Origin of the sequence: Nonomuraea helvata (genome assembly GCF_039535785.1) — a bacterium.
GTDB lineage: Bacteria > Actinomycetota > Actinomycetes > Streptosporangiales > Streptosporangiaceae > Nonomuraea > Nonomuraea helvata.
In genome coordinates this window covers 2,562,086-2,577,717 of the sequence record NZ_BAAAXV010000009.1, presented here as the reverse complement: position 1 = coordinate 2,577,717, position 15,632 = coordinate 2,562,086, and the positions used below count along the sequence as shown (strand labels likewise).

General features: G+C 69.4%; 15 protein-coding genes. 9 read left to right on the top strand and 6 right to left on the bottom strand.

All coding sequences use genetic code 11. From position 1 onward, the window contains the following. Positions 1-399 precede the first annotated feature (399 nt). Both ABD830_RS45435 and mgrA read left to right on the top strand, forming a co-directional pair. A complete protein-coding gene (locus ABD830_RS45435; protein WP_345001296.1) occupies positions 400-2,487 on the top strand; it encodes a S9 family peptidase in 2,088 nt (695 codons plus the stop codon). Beyond that, entirely contained in the window at positions 2,484-3,479 is a 996-nt protein-coding gene (mgrA, locus tag ABD830_RS45430; RefSeq protein WP_345001294.1) for an L-glyceraldehyde 3-phosphate reductase, read from the top strand. Before ABD830_RS45435 ends, mgrA begins: the two co-directional genes overlap by 4 nt. A gap of 40 nt (positions 3,480-3,519) precedes the next feature. On the opposite strand, the gene ABD830_RS45425 is transcribed toward mgrA, so the two are convergent. Then, complete coding sequence (locus ABD830_RS45425; protein WP_345001292.1) at positions 3,520-5,895, bottom strand: lysylphosphatidylglycerol synthase transmembrane domain-containing protein; 2,376 nt, start codon at positions 5,893-5,895, stop codon at positions 3,520-3,522. 181 nt (positions 5,896-6,076) lie between these two features. Here ABD830_RS45425 and ABD830_RS45420 point away from each other — a divergent pair, with 181 nt between their 5' ends. Continuing rightward, positions 6,077-8,092, top strand: coding sequence for a molybdopterin-containing oxidoreductase family protein (locus ABD830_RS45420; protein WP_345001290.1), 2,016 nt, complete (start codon positions 6,077-6,079; stop codon positions 8,090-8,092). On the opposite strand, the gene ABD830_RS45415 is transcribed toward ABD830_RS45420, so the two are convergent. Beyond that, complete coding sequence (locus ABD830_RS45415) at positions 8,070-8,819, bottom strand: alpha/beta fold hydrolase (RefSeq protein WP_345001288.1); 750 nt, start codon at positions 8,817-8,819, stop codon at positions 8,070-8,072. The genes ABD830_RS45420 and ABD830_RS45415 overlap by 23 nt on opposite strands. A 70-nt stretch (positions 8,820-8,889) precedes the next feature. Here ABD830_RS45415 and ABD830_RS45410 point away from each other — a divergent pair, with 70 nt between their 5' ends. After that, positions 8,890-9,432: a PadR family transcriptional regulator gene (locus tag ABD830_RS45410; protein ID WP_345001286.1), complete on the top strand. Its 543-nt coding sequence runs from the start codon at positions 8,890-8,892 to the stop codon at positions 9,430-9,432. Here the strand turns inward: ABD830_RS45410 and ABD830_RS45405 are convergent. Next, positions 9,411-9,875 carry a GNAT family N-acetyltransferase gene (locus ABD830_RS45405; RefSeq protein ID WP_345001284.1) on the bottom strand — a complete coding sequence of 155 codons (465 nt, stop codon included), beginning with the start codon at positions 9,873-9,875 and terminating at the stop codon, positions 9,411-9,413. The two genes, ABD830_RS45410 and ABD830_RS45405, sit on opposite strands and share 22 nt — an antisense overlap. A gap of 74 nt (positions 9,876-9,949) precedes the next feature. Continuing rightward, on the bottom strand, positions 9,950-11,755 hold the full coding sequence (locus ABD830_RS45400; RefSeq protein WP_345001282.1) for an acyl-CoA dehydrogenase: 1,806 nt from the start codon (positions 11,753-11,755) through the stop codon (positions 9,950-9,952). 102 nt (positions 11,756-11,857) lie between these two features. Here ABD830_RS45400 and ABD830_RS45395 point away from each other — a divergent pair, with 102 nt between their 5' ends. The 3 genes from ABD830_RS45395 to ABD830_RS45385 are packed head-to-tail and all read left to right on the top strand — an operon-like array spanning position 11,858 to position 13,312. Further along, positions 11,858-12,655: a class I SAM-dependent methyltransferase gene (locus ABD830_RS45395; RefSeq protein ID WP_345001280.1), complete on the top strand. Its 798-nt coding sequence runs from the start codon at positions 11,858-11,860 to the stop codon at positions 12,653-12,655. Then, positions 12,652-12,897, top strand: a complete 246-nt coding sequence (locus tag ABD830_RS45390; protein WP_345001278.1) for a DMT family transporter — start codon at positions 12,652-12,654, stop codon at positions 12,895-12,897. The genes ABD830_RS45395 and ABD830_RS45390 overlap by 4 nt, the downstream gene beginning before the upstream one ends. 31 nt (positions 12,898-12,928) lie before the next feature. Then, positions 12,929-13,312, top strand: coding sequence for a VOC family protein (locus tag ABD830_RS45385; RefSeq protein ID WP_345001276.1), 384 nt, complete (start codon positions 12,929-12,931; stop codon positions 13,310-13,312). Positions 13,313-13,359: 47 nt separating this feature from the next. On the opposite strand, the gene ABD830_RS45380 is transcribed toward ABD830_RS45385, so the two are convergent. Further along, entirely contained in the window at positions 13,360-13,809 is a 450-nt protein-coding gene (locus ABD830_RS45380) for a hypothetical protein (RefSeq protein ID WP_345001274.1), read from the bottom strand. 108 nt (positions 13,810-13,917) lie between these two features. On the opposite strand from ABD830_RS45380, the gene ABD830_RS45375 reads away from it, so the two are divergent. Next, a complete protein-coding gene (locus ABD830_RS45375; RefSeq protein WP_345001272.1) occupies positions 13,918-14,856 on the top strand; it encodes an MBL fold metallo-hydrolase in 939 nt (312 codons plus the stop codon). 71 nt (positions 14,857-14,927) lie between these two features. Continuing rightward, on the top strand, positions 14,928-15,152 hold the full coding sequence (locus tag ABD830_RS45370; RefSeq protein WP_345001270.1) for a hypothetical protein: 225 nt from the start codon (positions 14,928-14,930) through the stop codon (positions 15,150-15,152). On the opposite strand, the gene ABD830_RS45365 is transcribed toward ABD830_RS45370, so the two are convergent. Beyond that, entirely contained in the window at positions 15,149-15,442 is a 294-nt protein-coding gene (locus ABD830_RS45365) for a Dabb family protein (RefSeq protein WP_345001268.1), read from the bottom strand. The two genes, ABD830_RS45370 and ABD830_RS45365, sit on opposite strands and share 4 nt — an antisense overlap. Positions 15,443-15,632: the final 190 nt, after the last annotated feature.

Below are 15,632 nucleotides of genomic sequence, written 5' to 3'. Positions count from 1 at the left end.
CATGACGGGGTCATGCATGTGTATCTCATGCACTGGCTTTTAACACACTGTTGAGTTCTCAAGAAACGGACGCGTACATCCTCACTCGAGCCGTTCAGGCTTTTCGCTCGGAGGCGTTCATTTCGTTGTGTCTTAATTCTTTCAGCTGTTCAAGTCCCTGTCAAATTGACCCGACTTGCTCGACCTGCTGGAATTAATCTGCGCCCCGCTTCCGGGACAACCCCTCTAACTTACCAGCCCATCCGGAGTGATGCGAACATCCACCGGAGTGAGGGAGGAGAAGAAGGGTTGCGCCGTACTGCGTCGGCTGTTCAAGATTAGCAGCGCTCCCGAGCCCTCGAGCCGGTTCGCCATGTTCTACGGACACAGATCGATCACGACCGAACATAGACTCCCCACGTGAGCAGCAACACGCCGCCAGTGGCGAAGAAGATCCCGGCGAAGCGCACCCATCACGGTGACACCGTCATAGACGAGTACGCCTGGCTGAGCAACAAGGAAGATCCAGATACCACCGCCTATCTCGAGGCGGAGAACGAATTCCTCAAACAGCAGACCGCTCACCTCTCCGATCTCCAGGAGGAGGTGTTCCAGGAGATCAAGGGACGCACGCAGGAAACGGATCTCTCCGTCGCCAGCCGCAAGGGCGCATGGTGGTACTTCTCGCGTACGGAGGAGGGCAAGCAGTACTCCGTCTCCTGCCGCGTCCCCGCGGAGGGCGACGCGCCTCCGGAGATCACCCCGGGCGAGAGGCTCGACCGCGAGCAGGTGATCCTCGACGGCAACGAGCTCGCCGGCGACAGCCCGTTCTTCTCGATCGGCACCAGCGCCGTCACTCCCGACGGGACGATGCTGGCCTTCGCGACCGACTACAAGGGCGACGAGCGGTTCACGCTCAGGTTCAAGAACCTCGAGACGGGCGAGGTGCTGCCCGACGAGATCACGGACATCTTCTACGGGGGCTGCTGGTCGGCCGACGGCTCGACGTTCTTCTACACGCGCGTGGACGACGCCTGGCGCCCGTTCCAGGTCTACCGGCACACCCTCGGCACCGAGGAGGACGTGCTGGTCTACGAGGAGACCGACGAGCGTTACTGGGTCGGCATCGGGCTCACGCGGAGCGAGAAGTACCTGGTGCTCGGCGCGGGCAGCAAGATCACCAGTGAGGTGCGCCTTCTCGACGCCACCGACCCCACGGGTGAGTTCAAGGTGGTGCGCCCCAGGAAGACGGGCGTCGAGTACGGCGTCGAGCACGCGGGCGACTTCTTCTACGTGCTCCACAACGAGAACGCCGAGAACTTCGAGCTGGCCACCGCGCCGCTCGACGACCCCGCCACCTGGACCCCGCTGACCGCCCACCGCGACGACACCAGGCTCCTGGAGATCGACGCGTTCTCCGACCACGCCGTCGTGCACTTCCGCCGCGACGGGCTGACCGGCCTGCGGATCCTCCCCTATCCCGAGGCGTCGGACTGGCGCGAGCGGATGGAGGCCGCCGAGCGGAACGCGTACGAGATCGACTTCCCCGAGCCGCTCTACGACGTCGGCCCTGCGGGCAACCCCGAGTTCACCACCACCCGGCTCAGGCTCGCGTACACGAGCATGATCACCCCGCCCAGCGTGTACGACTACGAGCTCGACACGCACGAGCTGATCCTGCTCAAGCGGCGCCCGGTGCTGGGCGGCTTCGACCCGGCCGACTACGAGCAGTTCCGTGAGTGGGCCACGGCCGAGGACGGCACGAGGATCCCCGTGTCCATCGTGAAGCGCAAGGACGCCGCCAAGCCCGCCCCGACCGTGCTGTACGGGTACGGAAGCTACGAGAGCTCCATCGACCCCGCCTTCTCGGTCCCGAGGCTCTCGCTGCTCGACCGCGGGTTCGTCTTCGCCGTCGCGCACGTCAGGGGCGGCGGCGAGATGGGCCGCCGCTGGTACGAGGAGGGCAAGCTCACCAGGAAGCGCAACACCTTCACCGACTTCGTGGCCGCGGCCAGGCACCTGAAGGCGACCGGCTGGAGCGAGCGGATCATCGCCAGGGGCGCCTCCGCGGGCGGCCTGCTGATGGGTGCGGTGACGAACCTCGCGCCCGAGGAGTTCGCGGGCGTGGTGGCCGAGGTGCCGTTCGTGGACGCGTTGAACACCATCCTCGATCCGTCGCTCCCGCTGACCGTGATCGAATGGGACGAGTGGGGCGACCCCCTGCACGACCCCGACGTCTACGCCTACATGAAGAGCTACACGCCGTACGAGAACGTGGACGGCAGGGCGTACCCCCCGATCCTGGCGATCACCAGCCTGAACGACACCCGCGTGATGTACCACGAGCCGGCGAAGTGGATCGCCAGGCTCCGCGCGACGGCGAGCGGCGGGCCGTTCCTGCTCAAGACGGAGATGGGCGCCGGGCACGGCGGACGCAGCGGGCGCTACGACGCCTGGCGCGAGGAGGCCTTCGCGCTGTCGTGGATCATCGAAAGGGGCACGTCATGACCTACCAGGCAGACGAACAGCGTTACGAGCGGCAGCCGTACAACCGCAGCGGCCGCAGCGGGCTGAAGCTGCCCGCGGTGTCGCTGGGCCTGTGGCACAACTTCGGCGACAACCGGCCGATCGAGAACTCCCGGGCGATCCTGCGGCGCGCGTTCGACCTCGGGGTGACGCACTTCGACCTGGCCAACAACTACGGCGTCCCGTACGGCTCGGCGGAGAAGAACTTCGGGCGCATCCTGCGCGAGGATTTCGCGCACTACAGGGATGAGCTGATCATCTCCACCAAGGCCGGGTACGACATGTGGCCGGGCCCGTACGGCGAGTGGGGGTCGCGCAAGTACCTCCTGGCCAGCCTCGACCAGTCGCTCCAGCGCATGGGCCTGGAGTACGTCGACATCTTCTACAGCCACCGCCCCGACCCCGAGACGCCGCTCGAGGAGACCATGGGGGCGCTCGACCGGGCCGTCCGCTCGGGCAAGGCGCTCTACGCGGGCATCTCCAGCTACTCGGCCGAGCAGACCACCCAGGCCGCGCGGATCATGCGCGAGCTGGGCACGCCGCTGCTCATCCACCAGCCGTCCTACTCGATGATCAACCGGTGGATCGAGGACGGCCTGCTGGACGCGGTGGAGGAGGCGGGCATGGGCTGCATCGTGTTCTCGCCGCTGGCGCAGGGCCTGCTGACCGACCGCTACCTCGAAGGCGTGCCGGCCGACTCGCGGGCGGCCACGAGCCGGTTCCTGAGCGAGGACCGGATCAACCGCGAGCTGGCGCGCGACCTCAACGAGATCGCGAAGGGCCGGGGTCAGACGCTGGCCCAGATGGCGCTGTCGTGGACGCTCAGGGACCCGCGGGTCACGAGCACGCTGATCGGGGCGAGCAGCGTGAAGCAGCTCGAGGACAACGTCGCCTGCGTGGACGGCCCCGCCTTCACGGAGGACGAACTTCAGGCGATAGACAAAATCACCGGCCCGACTTCGTCGGTCCGGTGATTAATAATGCTGCGTCCATTGGTTCGTTCGCTTCGCTCTCTCACAGAGCCTCGTGCCGCTGGAGGTAGGTGAAGGAGGCCCAACCGGGCAGCACCGGGAGCCAGAACGTGAGGAGCCGGTGCAGCAGCACGGCCGAGGTGGCCAGCTCGGCCGGCAGGCCCGCCACGGTCAGCCCCAGCGCGAGCGCGCCCTCGACCGCGCCCAGCCCGCCGGGTGTGGGCGCGGCCGAGCCGATCGCGTTGGCGGTGAGGTAGACGACGGCCACGGCGGTGAAGCTGAGGTCACCGCCGAAGGCCGCCACGCAGGCGTCCAGGCAGATCACGAACGCGATGGTGATCATGAGCGTGCCCGCGCACGCCTCGACCATCTTGCGCGGCGACTGCAGCACGTCGAGCAGCCGCGGCAGCACGTTCGAGAAGAGTTTGCGCATCCGCGCGGTGACCATCCTGCGTAGCGGCGGCACGCCGAGCACGACCACGACCAGGACCGCCACCGCCAGCAGCACCCCGACGAGCCCGCGCGACGGCGTGAACGAGGTGTTGGTGTTGGAGCCGGTGATGTAGGCGAACAGCAGCAGCAGCGCGATGTGGAACACCAGCATGATGAGCTGGGAGGCCCCCACACTGGCCACCGCGCTGGCCGGCGAGATGCCGCGCTTCTGCAGGTAGCGGGTGTTGATGGCGACGCCGCCCACGGCCGCGGGCGTGACGAGCTTGACGAACGAGGACGCGAACTGCACCAGCACCGTGCGCCAGAGCGGCAGGTGCTCGGGCACGAATCCTCTCAGCATCAGCGCGGCGGCCACGAAGCTGACGAACGAGGCGACCAGCGCGAGCCCCGACCAGGCCCAGTTGGCCGTGGTGACCACCTGGTAGACGTTGACCTGGCTGAGCTGGGAGAGCAGGAAGTACGCGGCCATCGTGCTGGCGATGATCGTGATCAGGGTGCGCGGCCTGAACCGCTCGAGGCGTACCTCCTCGACCTTGCCCTGCGGTTTGAGCGCGACGATCTGCTCGCGGATGCCGGGCAGCACGTGCTTGGCCTTCGACAGGGCCGAGCGGGTCTCCCGGGTCAGCGCGATCTGCTGGAGCAGCGGCATGGCGGCGGCCAGCGTGTCCGGCCCCATGACGGCCGCCGCGGCCCGCACCGAGCGCTCGGGGCCGACCCGCAGCGCCAGGTAGGTGAGGAGCTGGGCGACGTCGAGCCTGAGCAGCAGGTCTCCGGCGGCGATCTCGCCGCTGCGGGCGTCGGTCAGCACGACCCCGCCCGCCCCATCGAGGTGGATGCTGTCGCCGGTGAGCCGCCGGTGCGCCAGGCGCTGGACGTGCAGCAACTCGACCTGCTCCCAGATCTGGGCGAGCAGGTCGTCGTCGATCTGCTCGTCGGGCACCTCGTCGAGCGGGCGTGTCTCGAGGTGCTCGTACGCGAGCAGCGCGGCCTCGGTGCCGATCTCGCTGGTGCCGAGCAGCCGGGGCGTGCTGGCGCCGGCCGCCTGGGCCGCGTACGCCATGAGCGCCTCGCGTTCGAGCTCGGCACGGAGCGACCTGATGGCCCTGCGCCTGGTCTCGGAGTGGAGCCTGATGCGCCGCCACAGCCGGTACGGCAGCCCGGCCACCTGACGGTCGCGGTCGAGCACGGTGACGTCGAGGTTGGCGCCGTCCTTGAGCCCGATGGCGTAGCGGCGGCTGCCCTGGTGGTCGTCCTCGATGCGGCGGGCCGAGACCACCGAGAACTCCAGCTTGCGCAGCGCCGCCACCACGGCGCTCCCCGGCGGCCTGGTGTTGGGGCTGCCGACGCCGTAGAGCGTGGCGTAACCGATGGCCATGCCGACCAGCACGGTGACGATGGCGCTGGGCAGCGTGATCTGCCTGCCGGAGAAGAACGCGAGGATGTAGAGCGCGATCGTGGTCCACATCAGCATGCGCCACGTGGGCCGGCGCGAGATGCGGACGGCGGTGGCGTACGCGACGACCGAGGTGAGCAGCGTGTTCAGCGGCTCGATCGTCCTGTCGCCGGTCAGCAGCACGCGCAGGTCGTCGGCGTTGCCCGCGACGAGCCACTGCCCGAGCAGGAACGAACCGGCCATGCCGACGATCGCGGCGATCAGCCCTTCCGCGACACGCAGGCCGTCGCGGTGGAAGACCCGCTCGACCGCGAAGGCCGCGGGCACGATGAGCACCGCCGCGCCGCCCAGGAACGCGGCGACCCTGCTGAGCAGGGGCACCAGTTGGGCGCCCTCCTTGACGTCCTGCTCGAGGCCGATGAGCGTCTGCTTGGCGACCAGCATGAGCAGGACGGCCGCGCCGAGCGCGATCACCGTGGCGAAGAAGCGCAGCAGGTCGGAGGGGCGGCGTAGGCGCTGGGGCAGCAGCGGCTCTACGACGTAGACGTCGCTCTCCGCGCGTGACTCAGCCACGGCTGGATCCCCCTCCGCGAGGTCCTCCGCGTCATCTCGTTCCCTGATTCCGGCCACCGACAGAGATTCTGCACCTTCCAGGCCCGACCGTACGATCTCCAGAATTCCAGTCTGCTCAATCGTCCCCGTAGTCGTCGCACCGGGCAGGCTACACGTATTTCCAGAACGTAGTCTGTGAGCCATGTCGGGTGAACTGAGAGTTTTGGGCGCGTGTCCGCTGGACTGCCCGGATACCTGCTCCTGGATCGTCACCGTGGAGGACGGCAAGGCCGTCAAACTACGCGGAAACCCCGACCAGCCCTACACCAGAGGCGCCCTCTGCGTGAAGGTCAACCGCTATCTGGAGCACACCCAGGCGGACGACCGCATCCTCTACCCGCTGCGCCGTACGGGGCCCAAGGGGTCCGGCCAGTTCGAGCGCATCACGTGGGAGGAGGCGCTCGACGAGATCTCCGTACGGCTGCGCGCCATCGTCGAGGAGTACGGCGGTGAGGCCATCTGGCCCTATCTGGGCACGGGCACGCTCGGCTACCTGCAGGGCTGCGAGGGCGTGGCCGGGCGGCGGTTCTGGAACGTGCTCGGCGCCTCCAAGCACTGGCTCAACATCTGCTCGGCGGCCGGCAGCAGCGGCCTGGCCCGTACGAACGGCACCGCGGGCGGCATGGACCCGGAGAATTTCGCGCAGGCCAAGCTGATCCTGCTCTGGGGCACGAACACGCTGACCAGCGGCCACCACCTGTGGAAGTTCATCCAGGACGCGCGGGCGAACGGCGCGCACGTCGTGGCCATCGACCCGATCCGCACCAGGACGGCCGACCAGGCCGACGAGTACCTGGCGATCAGGCCGGGCACGGACGCGGCGCTCGCGCTCGGGCTGCTCAACGTCGTGCTGGCGGAGAACGCGCAGGACGAGGAGTTCCTGGCCGAGCACACGGAGGGCTGGGAGGACTTCCGCCAGGAGATCCTCAGATATCCGGTCGAGACTGTGGCCGAAATCACCGGCATCCCCGCCGAGGCCGTCCACAGCCTGGGGATACGGCTCGCGCACACCCGCCCCACCGCCATCCGCGCCACCATGGGCATCCAGCGCCACAAGGGCGGCGGCACCGCGATGCGGACGATCGGGGCGATCCCGGGCGTCACCGGCGACTGGCGCCACCCCGGCGGCGGCGTCGCGTACTCGACCAGCGGCCATGTCCACTTCGACATCGACATGCGCGACGACCTGCTGGCCAAGCCGGTTCGCACGCTGGTCATGACTAAAATCGCCTCACAGCTCGACGACGTGAAGTGCCTGTGGGTGTACGCGGCCAACCCGGCGGGCTCGAGCCCCGACGCGAACGCGATCAGGCGGCAGCTCGCCCGCGAGGACCTGTTCACGGTGGTCATGGAGCAGTTCCCGACCGACACCGTGGACTACGCCGACATCGTGCTGCCCGCGACCATGCAGACCGAGCACCATGACCTGCACGCCGGGTACGGGCACCTCTACCTGCTGTGGAACGAGCCCGCCGTGCCGCCGCCCGGCGAGTGCCTGTCCACGACGGAGACGTTCCGGCGGCTGGCGGCGCACATGGGGATGACCGAGCCCTCGCTGTTCGACTCGGACCTGGAGCTGGCCGAGCAGCTGCTCTCCAGCGGGCACCCGTCGCTGGAGGGCGTCACGCTCGACCGGCTGCGCAAGGAGGGGTGGGTGCGGATGAACTATCCCCGGCCCTTCACGCCGTTCGCCGAGGGCTTCCCGACGCCGTCCGGCAGACTGCGCTTCCCTCCGGCGGGCAAGGCGTACACGCCGCCCCACACGGCCCAGGCGCGGGGGCGCTCGCCGTACCCGCTGGCCCTGGTGACGCCCGCGTCGCACACATTCCTCAACACCACCTTCGGCAACAACCCGGAGCTGCGGCGGCGGGCCAAGGACCCCGTGGTGCTGGTCAACCCGGCCGACGCGGCGGCGCGCGGCCTGGTGGGCGGGCAGCGGGTACGCGTGCACAACGACGGCGGGGAGTTCCTGGCGGACGTGGAGATCAGCGACCGGGTGGCGCCCGGCGTGGTGGCCTCGCCCAAGGGCCGCTGGCCGAAGCTCACCCCCGGCGGCGCCAACCCGAACGCGGTCGTGGCGGAGCGGGACGGGGACATGGGGAGGGGCCCCGGCTTCCACGACAACCTGGTCGAGATCAGCCCTTGTGCCGCGCCATGAAGGCATCGATCGTGTCGAGCACCTGCTGCGCGTGAGGGCTCGCCAGCAGCGCCGAGGCGTGCAGGCTCTCCCCCGGGATGACCAGCAGCTCGTTGTCCGGGGCCTTGGTCGCGGCGTCGTGCGCCTTCGCCAGGTCGCCGGCGCCGCCGTAGCCGTCGTTCGCCGAGCCGATCTGGAGGAGCGGGACGGTCAGCCTGCCGGCGGTCTCCTGGCTGATCTGGCCTGACAGGGCCACGACGCCGGCCACCTTGGAGCCGAGCCTGAGTGCCGCGGGGACCGAGGTGGTGGCGCCGATCGAGCCGCCGACCAGGAAGACCCGCTCGACGCCCCGCTCCTTGAGCAGGCGCCGGGCCATGGCGACGGCGGTGTCTTCGGGGAGGGACTGCGAGGAGCGGGTGTAGACGAGCACGCGGTAGCGGGAGACCAGGCGGTCGAAGAGCGGGCGCCAGGAGCACACGGTGCCGCGGCGCTCGTAGGTGATCACCACGCCGACGGAGCCGGACCCTCCGATGATCCCGGGCATGTCGCCGTCGTACTTGAAGATCTTGCCGTCGTTCGCGTGGTAGCACCCTGAGACATCGGGTCCCGTGGGTGGCGGCGTGCTCGCGGACACGCTCGTGCTGGGGACGGCCGGGCTGCTCGGAGCGGGGGCCGCCCCCGTGCCGCCTCCGCTCCCGCACGCGGCCAGCGCCATCACGAACCCCATGACACCGATCAAGCCGCGCACGACCGCCCCCTCTCCGCAAACTATGTCAGAACTGACATAGTTCAAGGGGCACTTTATCCTTGGGCGAACCATGACCTCAACGCTCGGATTCGCGATTCTCGCCGTGCTCGCTCGTGGCGACCGCACGGGATACGACCTCGCCGCGGCCATGCGGCGGCCGGTCGGCTACTTCTGGACGGCCGGACACAGCCAGATCCACGCGGAGCTGCAGAAGCTGCGGGCGGCCGGGCTGGTCGGGTTCGAGGCCGAGCACGGGCCGGGGCCGCAGGGCAGGAAGGTCTACCACCTGACGGCCGAGGGCATGCGGGCGCTGCGGGAATGGGTCACCGAGCCGCCGCGCGAGCGGCCCGAGCGCGACGAGCTGGTGCTGAAGACGTACGCGTCGTGGCTGGCCGAGCCGGAACTGGTCAGGCGGATGTTCGCCGACCAGCTCGCCGCGCACGAGGCGCGGCTGGCCGAGTACGAGCGGCACGAGGCGTCGTTCGACGGGCCGCCCGCGTTCGGCGATCCCCGGTTCGGCAACTACGCGACGTTGCGGTGCGGACTGAGCTACGAGCGGCACCGGGCCGACTGGTGCCGGTGGATGCTGGCTCAGCTCAGCGAGAGCTTGTAGCCCACGTGGGAGTCCGTGAAGCCGAGGTTGTCGTAGAAGCGGTGCGCGTCCGTACGTGACTTGTCGGAGGTGAGCTGCACGATCGCGCAGCCGCGCTCCCGCGCCCTGTCGATGCCCCACTGGATCATCCGGCGGCCGAGGCCCTGGCCGCGGGTGGAGGCGGCGACCCTGACGGCCTCGATCTGGCACCGCTCGGCGCCCAGCCGCGACAGCCCGGCCAGGTACGTGAGCTGCATGGTGCCCACCACCTCGCCGTCCTGCTCGGCCACGATCAGCTCGTCGTACGGGTTGGCGTCGACGCGCTCGAACGCCGCCAGGTAACGCTCGTCATCCGGGTCGCCCTCGCGCGTGGCGCCGAGATGGTCGTCGGCGAGCATGGCCACGATCGCGGGCACGTCCTGCTTGCGGGCGGGGCGGAAGAGCGTTCTGTCTGTTTGCTGCATGTTCTGAATGATGTCAGGGGCGAGGGCGCCCGCACGCCGCGGGCGGGCGCACTCGCAGGGGGGCACAGAAGGCCCTAGAACGCCTCCTCCGGCAGGTCCATGAGCTCCTGGCCGGTGGAGTCGACCACGCGGCGCTCGGCGGCCAGACGGGGCAGGACGGTCTTGGCGAAGAACGAGGCCGCGGCGATCTTGCCCAGGTAGAACGGGTCCTCGCCCCCGGCCAGCTTCTCCAGCGCCACCTCGGCCTGCCGCAGCAGCAGCCAGCCGATCACCAGGTCGCCCAGCGCGAGCAGGAGCCTGGTGCTGTTCAGGCCGACCTTGTACACCTCGGCGGGCGTCTCCAGCGAGGCCAGCGCCCAGCCCGCCATGGTGTCGCCCATGGCCTTGACCTCGGCGGCGGCCTCGGCGAGCAGCTTGCGCTCCTCCTTCAGCCGGCCGTTGCCCGCCTCGGAGGAGGCGAACTCGCCGATCTCGGTCAGCAGCGACCCGACCGCGGCGCCCTGGTTGCGCAGGATCTTCCTGAAGAACAGGTCGAGGCCCTGGATCGCGGTCGTGCCCTCGTACAGGGAGTCGATCTTGGCGTCCCTGATGTACTGCTCGATCGGGTAGTCCTGCAGGTAGCCCGAGCCGCCGAGGGTCTGCAGCGAGCGCGAGAGCAGCTCGTACGACCGCTCGGAGCCGACGCCCTTGACGATGGGGAGCAGCAGGTCGTTCATGTCGTGGGCGTGCCGGTCGTCCGGGTCCACGAGGAGGGCGTCCTGGAACGTGGCCGTGTAGAGCACCAGGGCGCGCATGCCCTCGGCGTACGACTTCTGCAGCATGAGCTCGCGCCGCACGTCCGGGTGGTGGCTGACGGTCACGCGCGGGGCGCTCTTGTCGGCCATCCGCGTCAGGTCGGCGCCCTGCACGCGGGACCTGGCGTACTCCAGCGCGTTCAGGTAGCCGGTGGAGAGCGTGGCGATGGCCTTGGTGCCGACCATCATGCGGGCGTGCTCGATCACCATGAACATCTGCCTGATGCCCTCGTGCACGTCGCCCACGAGGTAGCCGACCGCCGGGTGCTTGTCGCCGAAGGTCAGCTCGCACGTCGTGGAGATCTTCAGGCCCATCTTCTTCTCGACGTTCGTGACATAGACGCCGTTGCGCTCGCCGAGCTCGCCGGTCTCCAGGTCCACGAGGTACTTCGGCACCAGGAACATCGACAGTCCCTTGGTGCCGGGGCCGTGGCCCTCGGGGCGGGCCAGGACGAGGTGGAAGATGTTCTCGGCCATGTCGTGCTCGGCGCTGGTGATGAAGCGCTTGACGCCTTCGATGTGCCAGGTGCCGTCCTCCTGCCGCACCGCCCTGGTACGCCCGGCGCCCACGTCGGACCCGGCGTCCGGCTCGGTGAGCACCATCGTGGCGCCCCACTCGCGCTCGATGGCCAGCTCCGCGAAGCGCTTCTGCTCCGGCGTGCCGACCTTCCAGAGCGTGTAGGCGAAGTTGGGCCCCGCCGCGTACATGTAGAGCGCCGGGTTGGCCCCGAGCACCAGCTCGGCCGTGGCCCAGGCGAGGCTCCGCGGGATGCCGGGGCCGCCCAGCTCGGCGGGCAGGTCGAGGTTCGCCCAGCCGCCGTCGACCAGCGCCTTGAACGACTTCTTGAAACCCTCGGGCATCGTCACGGAGCCGGTCGCCGCGTCGAACACGGGCGGGTGCCTGTCGCCCTCCTCGAAGGAGTCGGCGAGGACGCCGGTGGCCAGCCTGTTGACCTCGTCCAGAATGCCGCGGGCAACCTCCTCGTCCACATCCGTAAAGGGCCCGGTGCCGAGGATCTCGCGCCTGCCGAACACCTCGAAGAGGTTGAACTCCAGGTCACGCACGTTGCTCTTGTAGTGGCCCATGGGTGTCGATCTCCTTGAACCGAGGTTTATGTACTGGCGAGTAACCTTACTCTGAAATGCTACCCGCGAGTAACCCGTGCTATGCATGGCATGCTGCTCTCCATGGACGCCGAAGAACTCGCCGCGAGATGGCGAGAGCGACTGGATTCCTGGGCCATTCCCGCCGAGATCATGGCCAAGGCTCCCGTTGATCCGTGGAGCCACTCGCCCGAGCGGTTCGGCGCCCGTACCGACAGGGCGCTGGCCGAGCCGGACGACGGCCCGACCATGGCCCGGCTCTCCGAGGCGCTGCCCGACAAGGGCACGCTGCTCGACGTGGGCTCGGGCCCCGGCGCCTCGTCGCTGCCGCTGCACGAGCGCATCGGCCACCTCTACGCGGTCGACACCTCGCCCGCGATGCTGGAGGGGCTGACGGCCAGGGCGGAGAAGCTCGGTGTGCCGGTCACGGCGATCGAGGGCCGCTGGCCCGACGTGGCCGACCAGGTGCCCGTGGTCGACGTCGCCGTGGCCGCGCACGTGGTCTACAACGTCCCCGACCTGGCCGACTTCCTGCGCGCGCTCGACGACCGCACCCAGGGGCGAGTGGTGCTGGAGCTGCCGCACCGCCATCCCATGAGCTGGATGACGCCGCTGTGGGAGCACTTCCACGGGGTGGACCGGCCGGTGCGGCCCGTCGCGGAGGACTGCGTGGCGCTGGTGGCGGCGCTCGGCTTCGCGGTGCAGGTGGAGGAGCGGGAGGCTCCCCTGGAACGATTCACCTCGCTGGAGGAGCTGGCGGCGAGCGTGTGCCGCCGGGTCTGCCTCGACCCCTCAAGGGCGCAGGAGGTGGCGGACACCGTGCTCGCCCTGGGCATGTGGCCGGTGCCCCGCGACCGGTGGGTCACCGTCTGGTGGGAATGACCCCGCCGCGCGCCACATGGGCGCTGTCGTTCTTCGTGACGGCCGCACTGAGTTTCGGCCTGCTCTCGTACGCGCTCAAGACCCTCGAGGTCGGCACCGCGTACGCCGTCTGGGCCGGCGTCGGCGCGGCGGGCACCGCGGTGCTCGGCATGATCGCCATGGGGGACGAGGTCTCGTTGCCGCGCCTGATCTCGATCGCGCTGATCCTGGCCGGGGTCGTCGGGCTGCGGATACTGGCTTGACGTCGTGGGGCGGCCCCGGTTAGGTGACTGCGTGATCGAAATCCATGCCGTCACCTTCGACGCCGCCGACCCGTACGAGATCGCCAGCTGGTGGAGCAAGGCCACCGGGCTGCCCCTCGGCGAGGGTGACAAGCCCGGCGACGACGAGGTCATGCTGCGTACCAAGCAGGACCCGTACGTGCTGTTCATCCGCGTGCCCGAGGGCAAGACCGTGAAGAACCGGCTGCACCTCGACGTCAACGGCACCGAGGGCAGGACCCGCGACCAGGAGGTCGAGCGGCTGATCGGGCTGGGCGCGACCGTCTTCGAAGACCGGCGGCAGCCCGACGGCACCGGCTGGGTGACCATGCTCGACCCCGAGGGCAACGAGTTCTGCGTGTGCAGGAGCCAGGCGGAGAAGCAGGCGCAGAGCTGACCTCACGGCCCCGGTCCTGACTGCGCCGGTCCTCATCGGGCCGGGCCTCACTCGGAGGATCGGGCGCGGCCCTGCATGGCGAGCGTGAGGACGCCGGCGATCAGGTAGACCAGCGCACCGTGCCACAGCGCGTCCACCGCCGCGCCGAAGACCCCGTCGTCGTCGAGCACGAGCTGCACCGGGTAGTCCAGCACGGCCACGATGCCCGCGGGCAGCAGCGAGAACCGCCACGGGTGCCGCAACGACCAGATCCTGGCCTGGCGGGTCACCCGGTCGCCCTCGTGCGGCCTGGCGACCGCGCCGACCGCGGCGATCAGGGCGAACAGGCTGATGCCCAGGCCCAGCGCCCACACCAGGTCGGCACCGCCCGTGAGGACGCCCAGGCCGATGCTGGCCGCGGTGACGGCGCCGCCGCCGATGGCGGCGGCCTTCCAAGGGGCGCCGCGGAGCGCGGCGCCCGACAGCGATATCTCGTCGCGTCGGCTGATTTCGTTCATGTCATCCATGCTGCGTTTCCGGACATCCGGCTGCATCGGGGATGAACCCTGATTTCGACCCTGGGAGTCACGCCTGATCCCAGGGTTCGGTTCGGGTACCGTCGCGGCATGAGCTCGAGCACTCATGACCACCCCCTGGCGCCTCCCCAGGTCGAAGAGGTGTCCGACGGCGTCTACGCCTACATCCAGCCCGACGGGAGCTGGTGGATCAACAACACCGGGTTCCTGGCCGGGCGGCGTGGCGTGATCTGCGTCGACGCCTGCTCGACCGAGCGCCGTACGCGGGCGTTCCGCGAGGCCGTCCGCACGGTCACCGACCGGCCGATCACCACGCTGATCAACACCCACCACCACGGCGACCACACGTTCGGCAACTGGCTCTTCCCCGAGGCCACGATCGTCGGGCACGAGGGCGTACGCGAGCAGATCCTGGCCGAGGGCGTCCCGGCCTACCTGCCCGCGTGGTCGCCCGAGGTGGACTGGGGCGAGATGGTGGTGACGCCGCCGTTCCTCACCTTCACCGACCGGGTCACGGTGCACTCCGACGACCTGCGGTGCGAGGTCAGGCACGTCGGCCACGCCGCGCACACCACGAACGACTCGTACGTGTGGATCCCCGAGCGGCGGCTGCTGTTCTCCGGCGACCTCGTGTTCAACGGCGGCACGCCGTTCGTGCTGATGGGCTCGGTGGCCGGGGCGCTGGACGCACTCGGCCAGCTGAGGGCGCTGGGGGCGGAGACGGTCGTGCCGGGGCACGGAGCGGTGTGCGGGCCGGAGGTGTACGACCGGGTGGAGGGCTACCTGCGGTTCGTGCAGGAGACCGCCGAGCGGGGCCGGGCGGCGGGGCTGTCGCCGCTGGACGCCGCCAGGGAGGCCGACCTGGGCGAGTGGGGCGGGCTGCTCGACTCCGAGCGCATCGTGGGCAACCTGCACCGGGCCTACGCCGAACTCGACGGGCAGCCCCTCGGCGCCCCGATCGACCTGGCCACCGCCGTGCTCGACATGATCACTTACAACGGCGGCAAGCCGCTGTCCTGCCTCGCCTGACAAGCCACGGGTATGATCACTTGTACCCGGGTATTACCGTGGCTGTACTTGCCGTTTGCGTGGAGGTCGTCATGGGTGTCGGGGTCAGCATCTTCTTCCTCACGCTTGGCGCCATCCTGAAGTTCGCGATCGAGCCGGACGTGTTCGGCAAGAGCGTCCACATGGACGTCGTCGGCCTCATCTTCATGATCGTCGGCGGCGTGGGCGTGGTGCTGAGCATCGTGCTGGCCCCCAGGCGGGGGCGCACCTCCGACGACAGGCTGATGCACCGCGAGAACAACCCGCCGGAGATCTAGAGGCTCAGCTGCACCGCGGCGCGCGTGGCCAGGATCGGCTTGATGTGCTGCGCGATCAGCTCCTGGTGATAGGGGTGGTCGCGGTAGACCAGGTAGTCGTCGACGCTGTCGAAGTCGGCCACCACCCCGTAGTCGTGGTTGCCCTGGTTGAGGCCCGCGTCGGCGCCCACCGTGTACGCGCGCAGCTGGGGGATGACACCGGGCAGCTTGCGCAGCTCGGCCGTCACCGTCTCCTTCTGCTCGTCGGTGGCGTCGTCGGTCCAGGTGAACAGCACGATGTGACGAATCATGCGATCAACCTTATCGGTGGTGTATCAAACCGGTCCGACGTGACTCTGTACGAGGTGGGTGCGGGTGTCCCGGGCCTACGGCGATCGCCGGGGGAGGGGTCCTCCCGGCGGTCGCCGTGGTTCTTTCCCCCGGCTAAAAGAGCAGGACCCGATCGGGGTAGGCGAGCCCCCAGGGGTGGCCCGGCCCCAG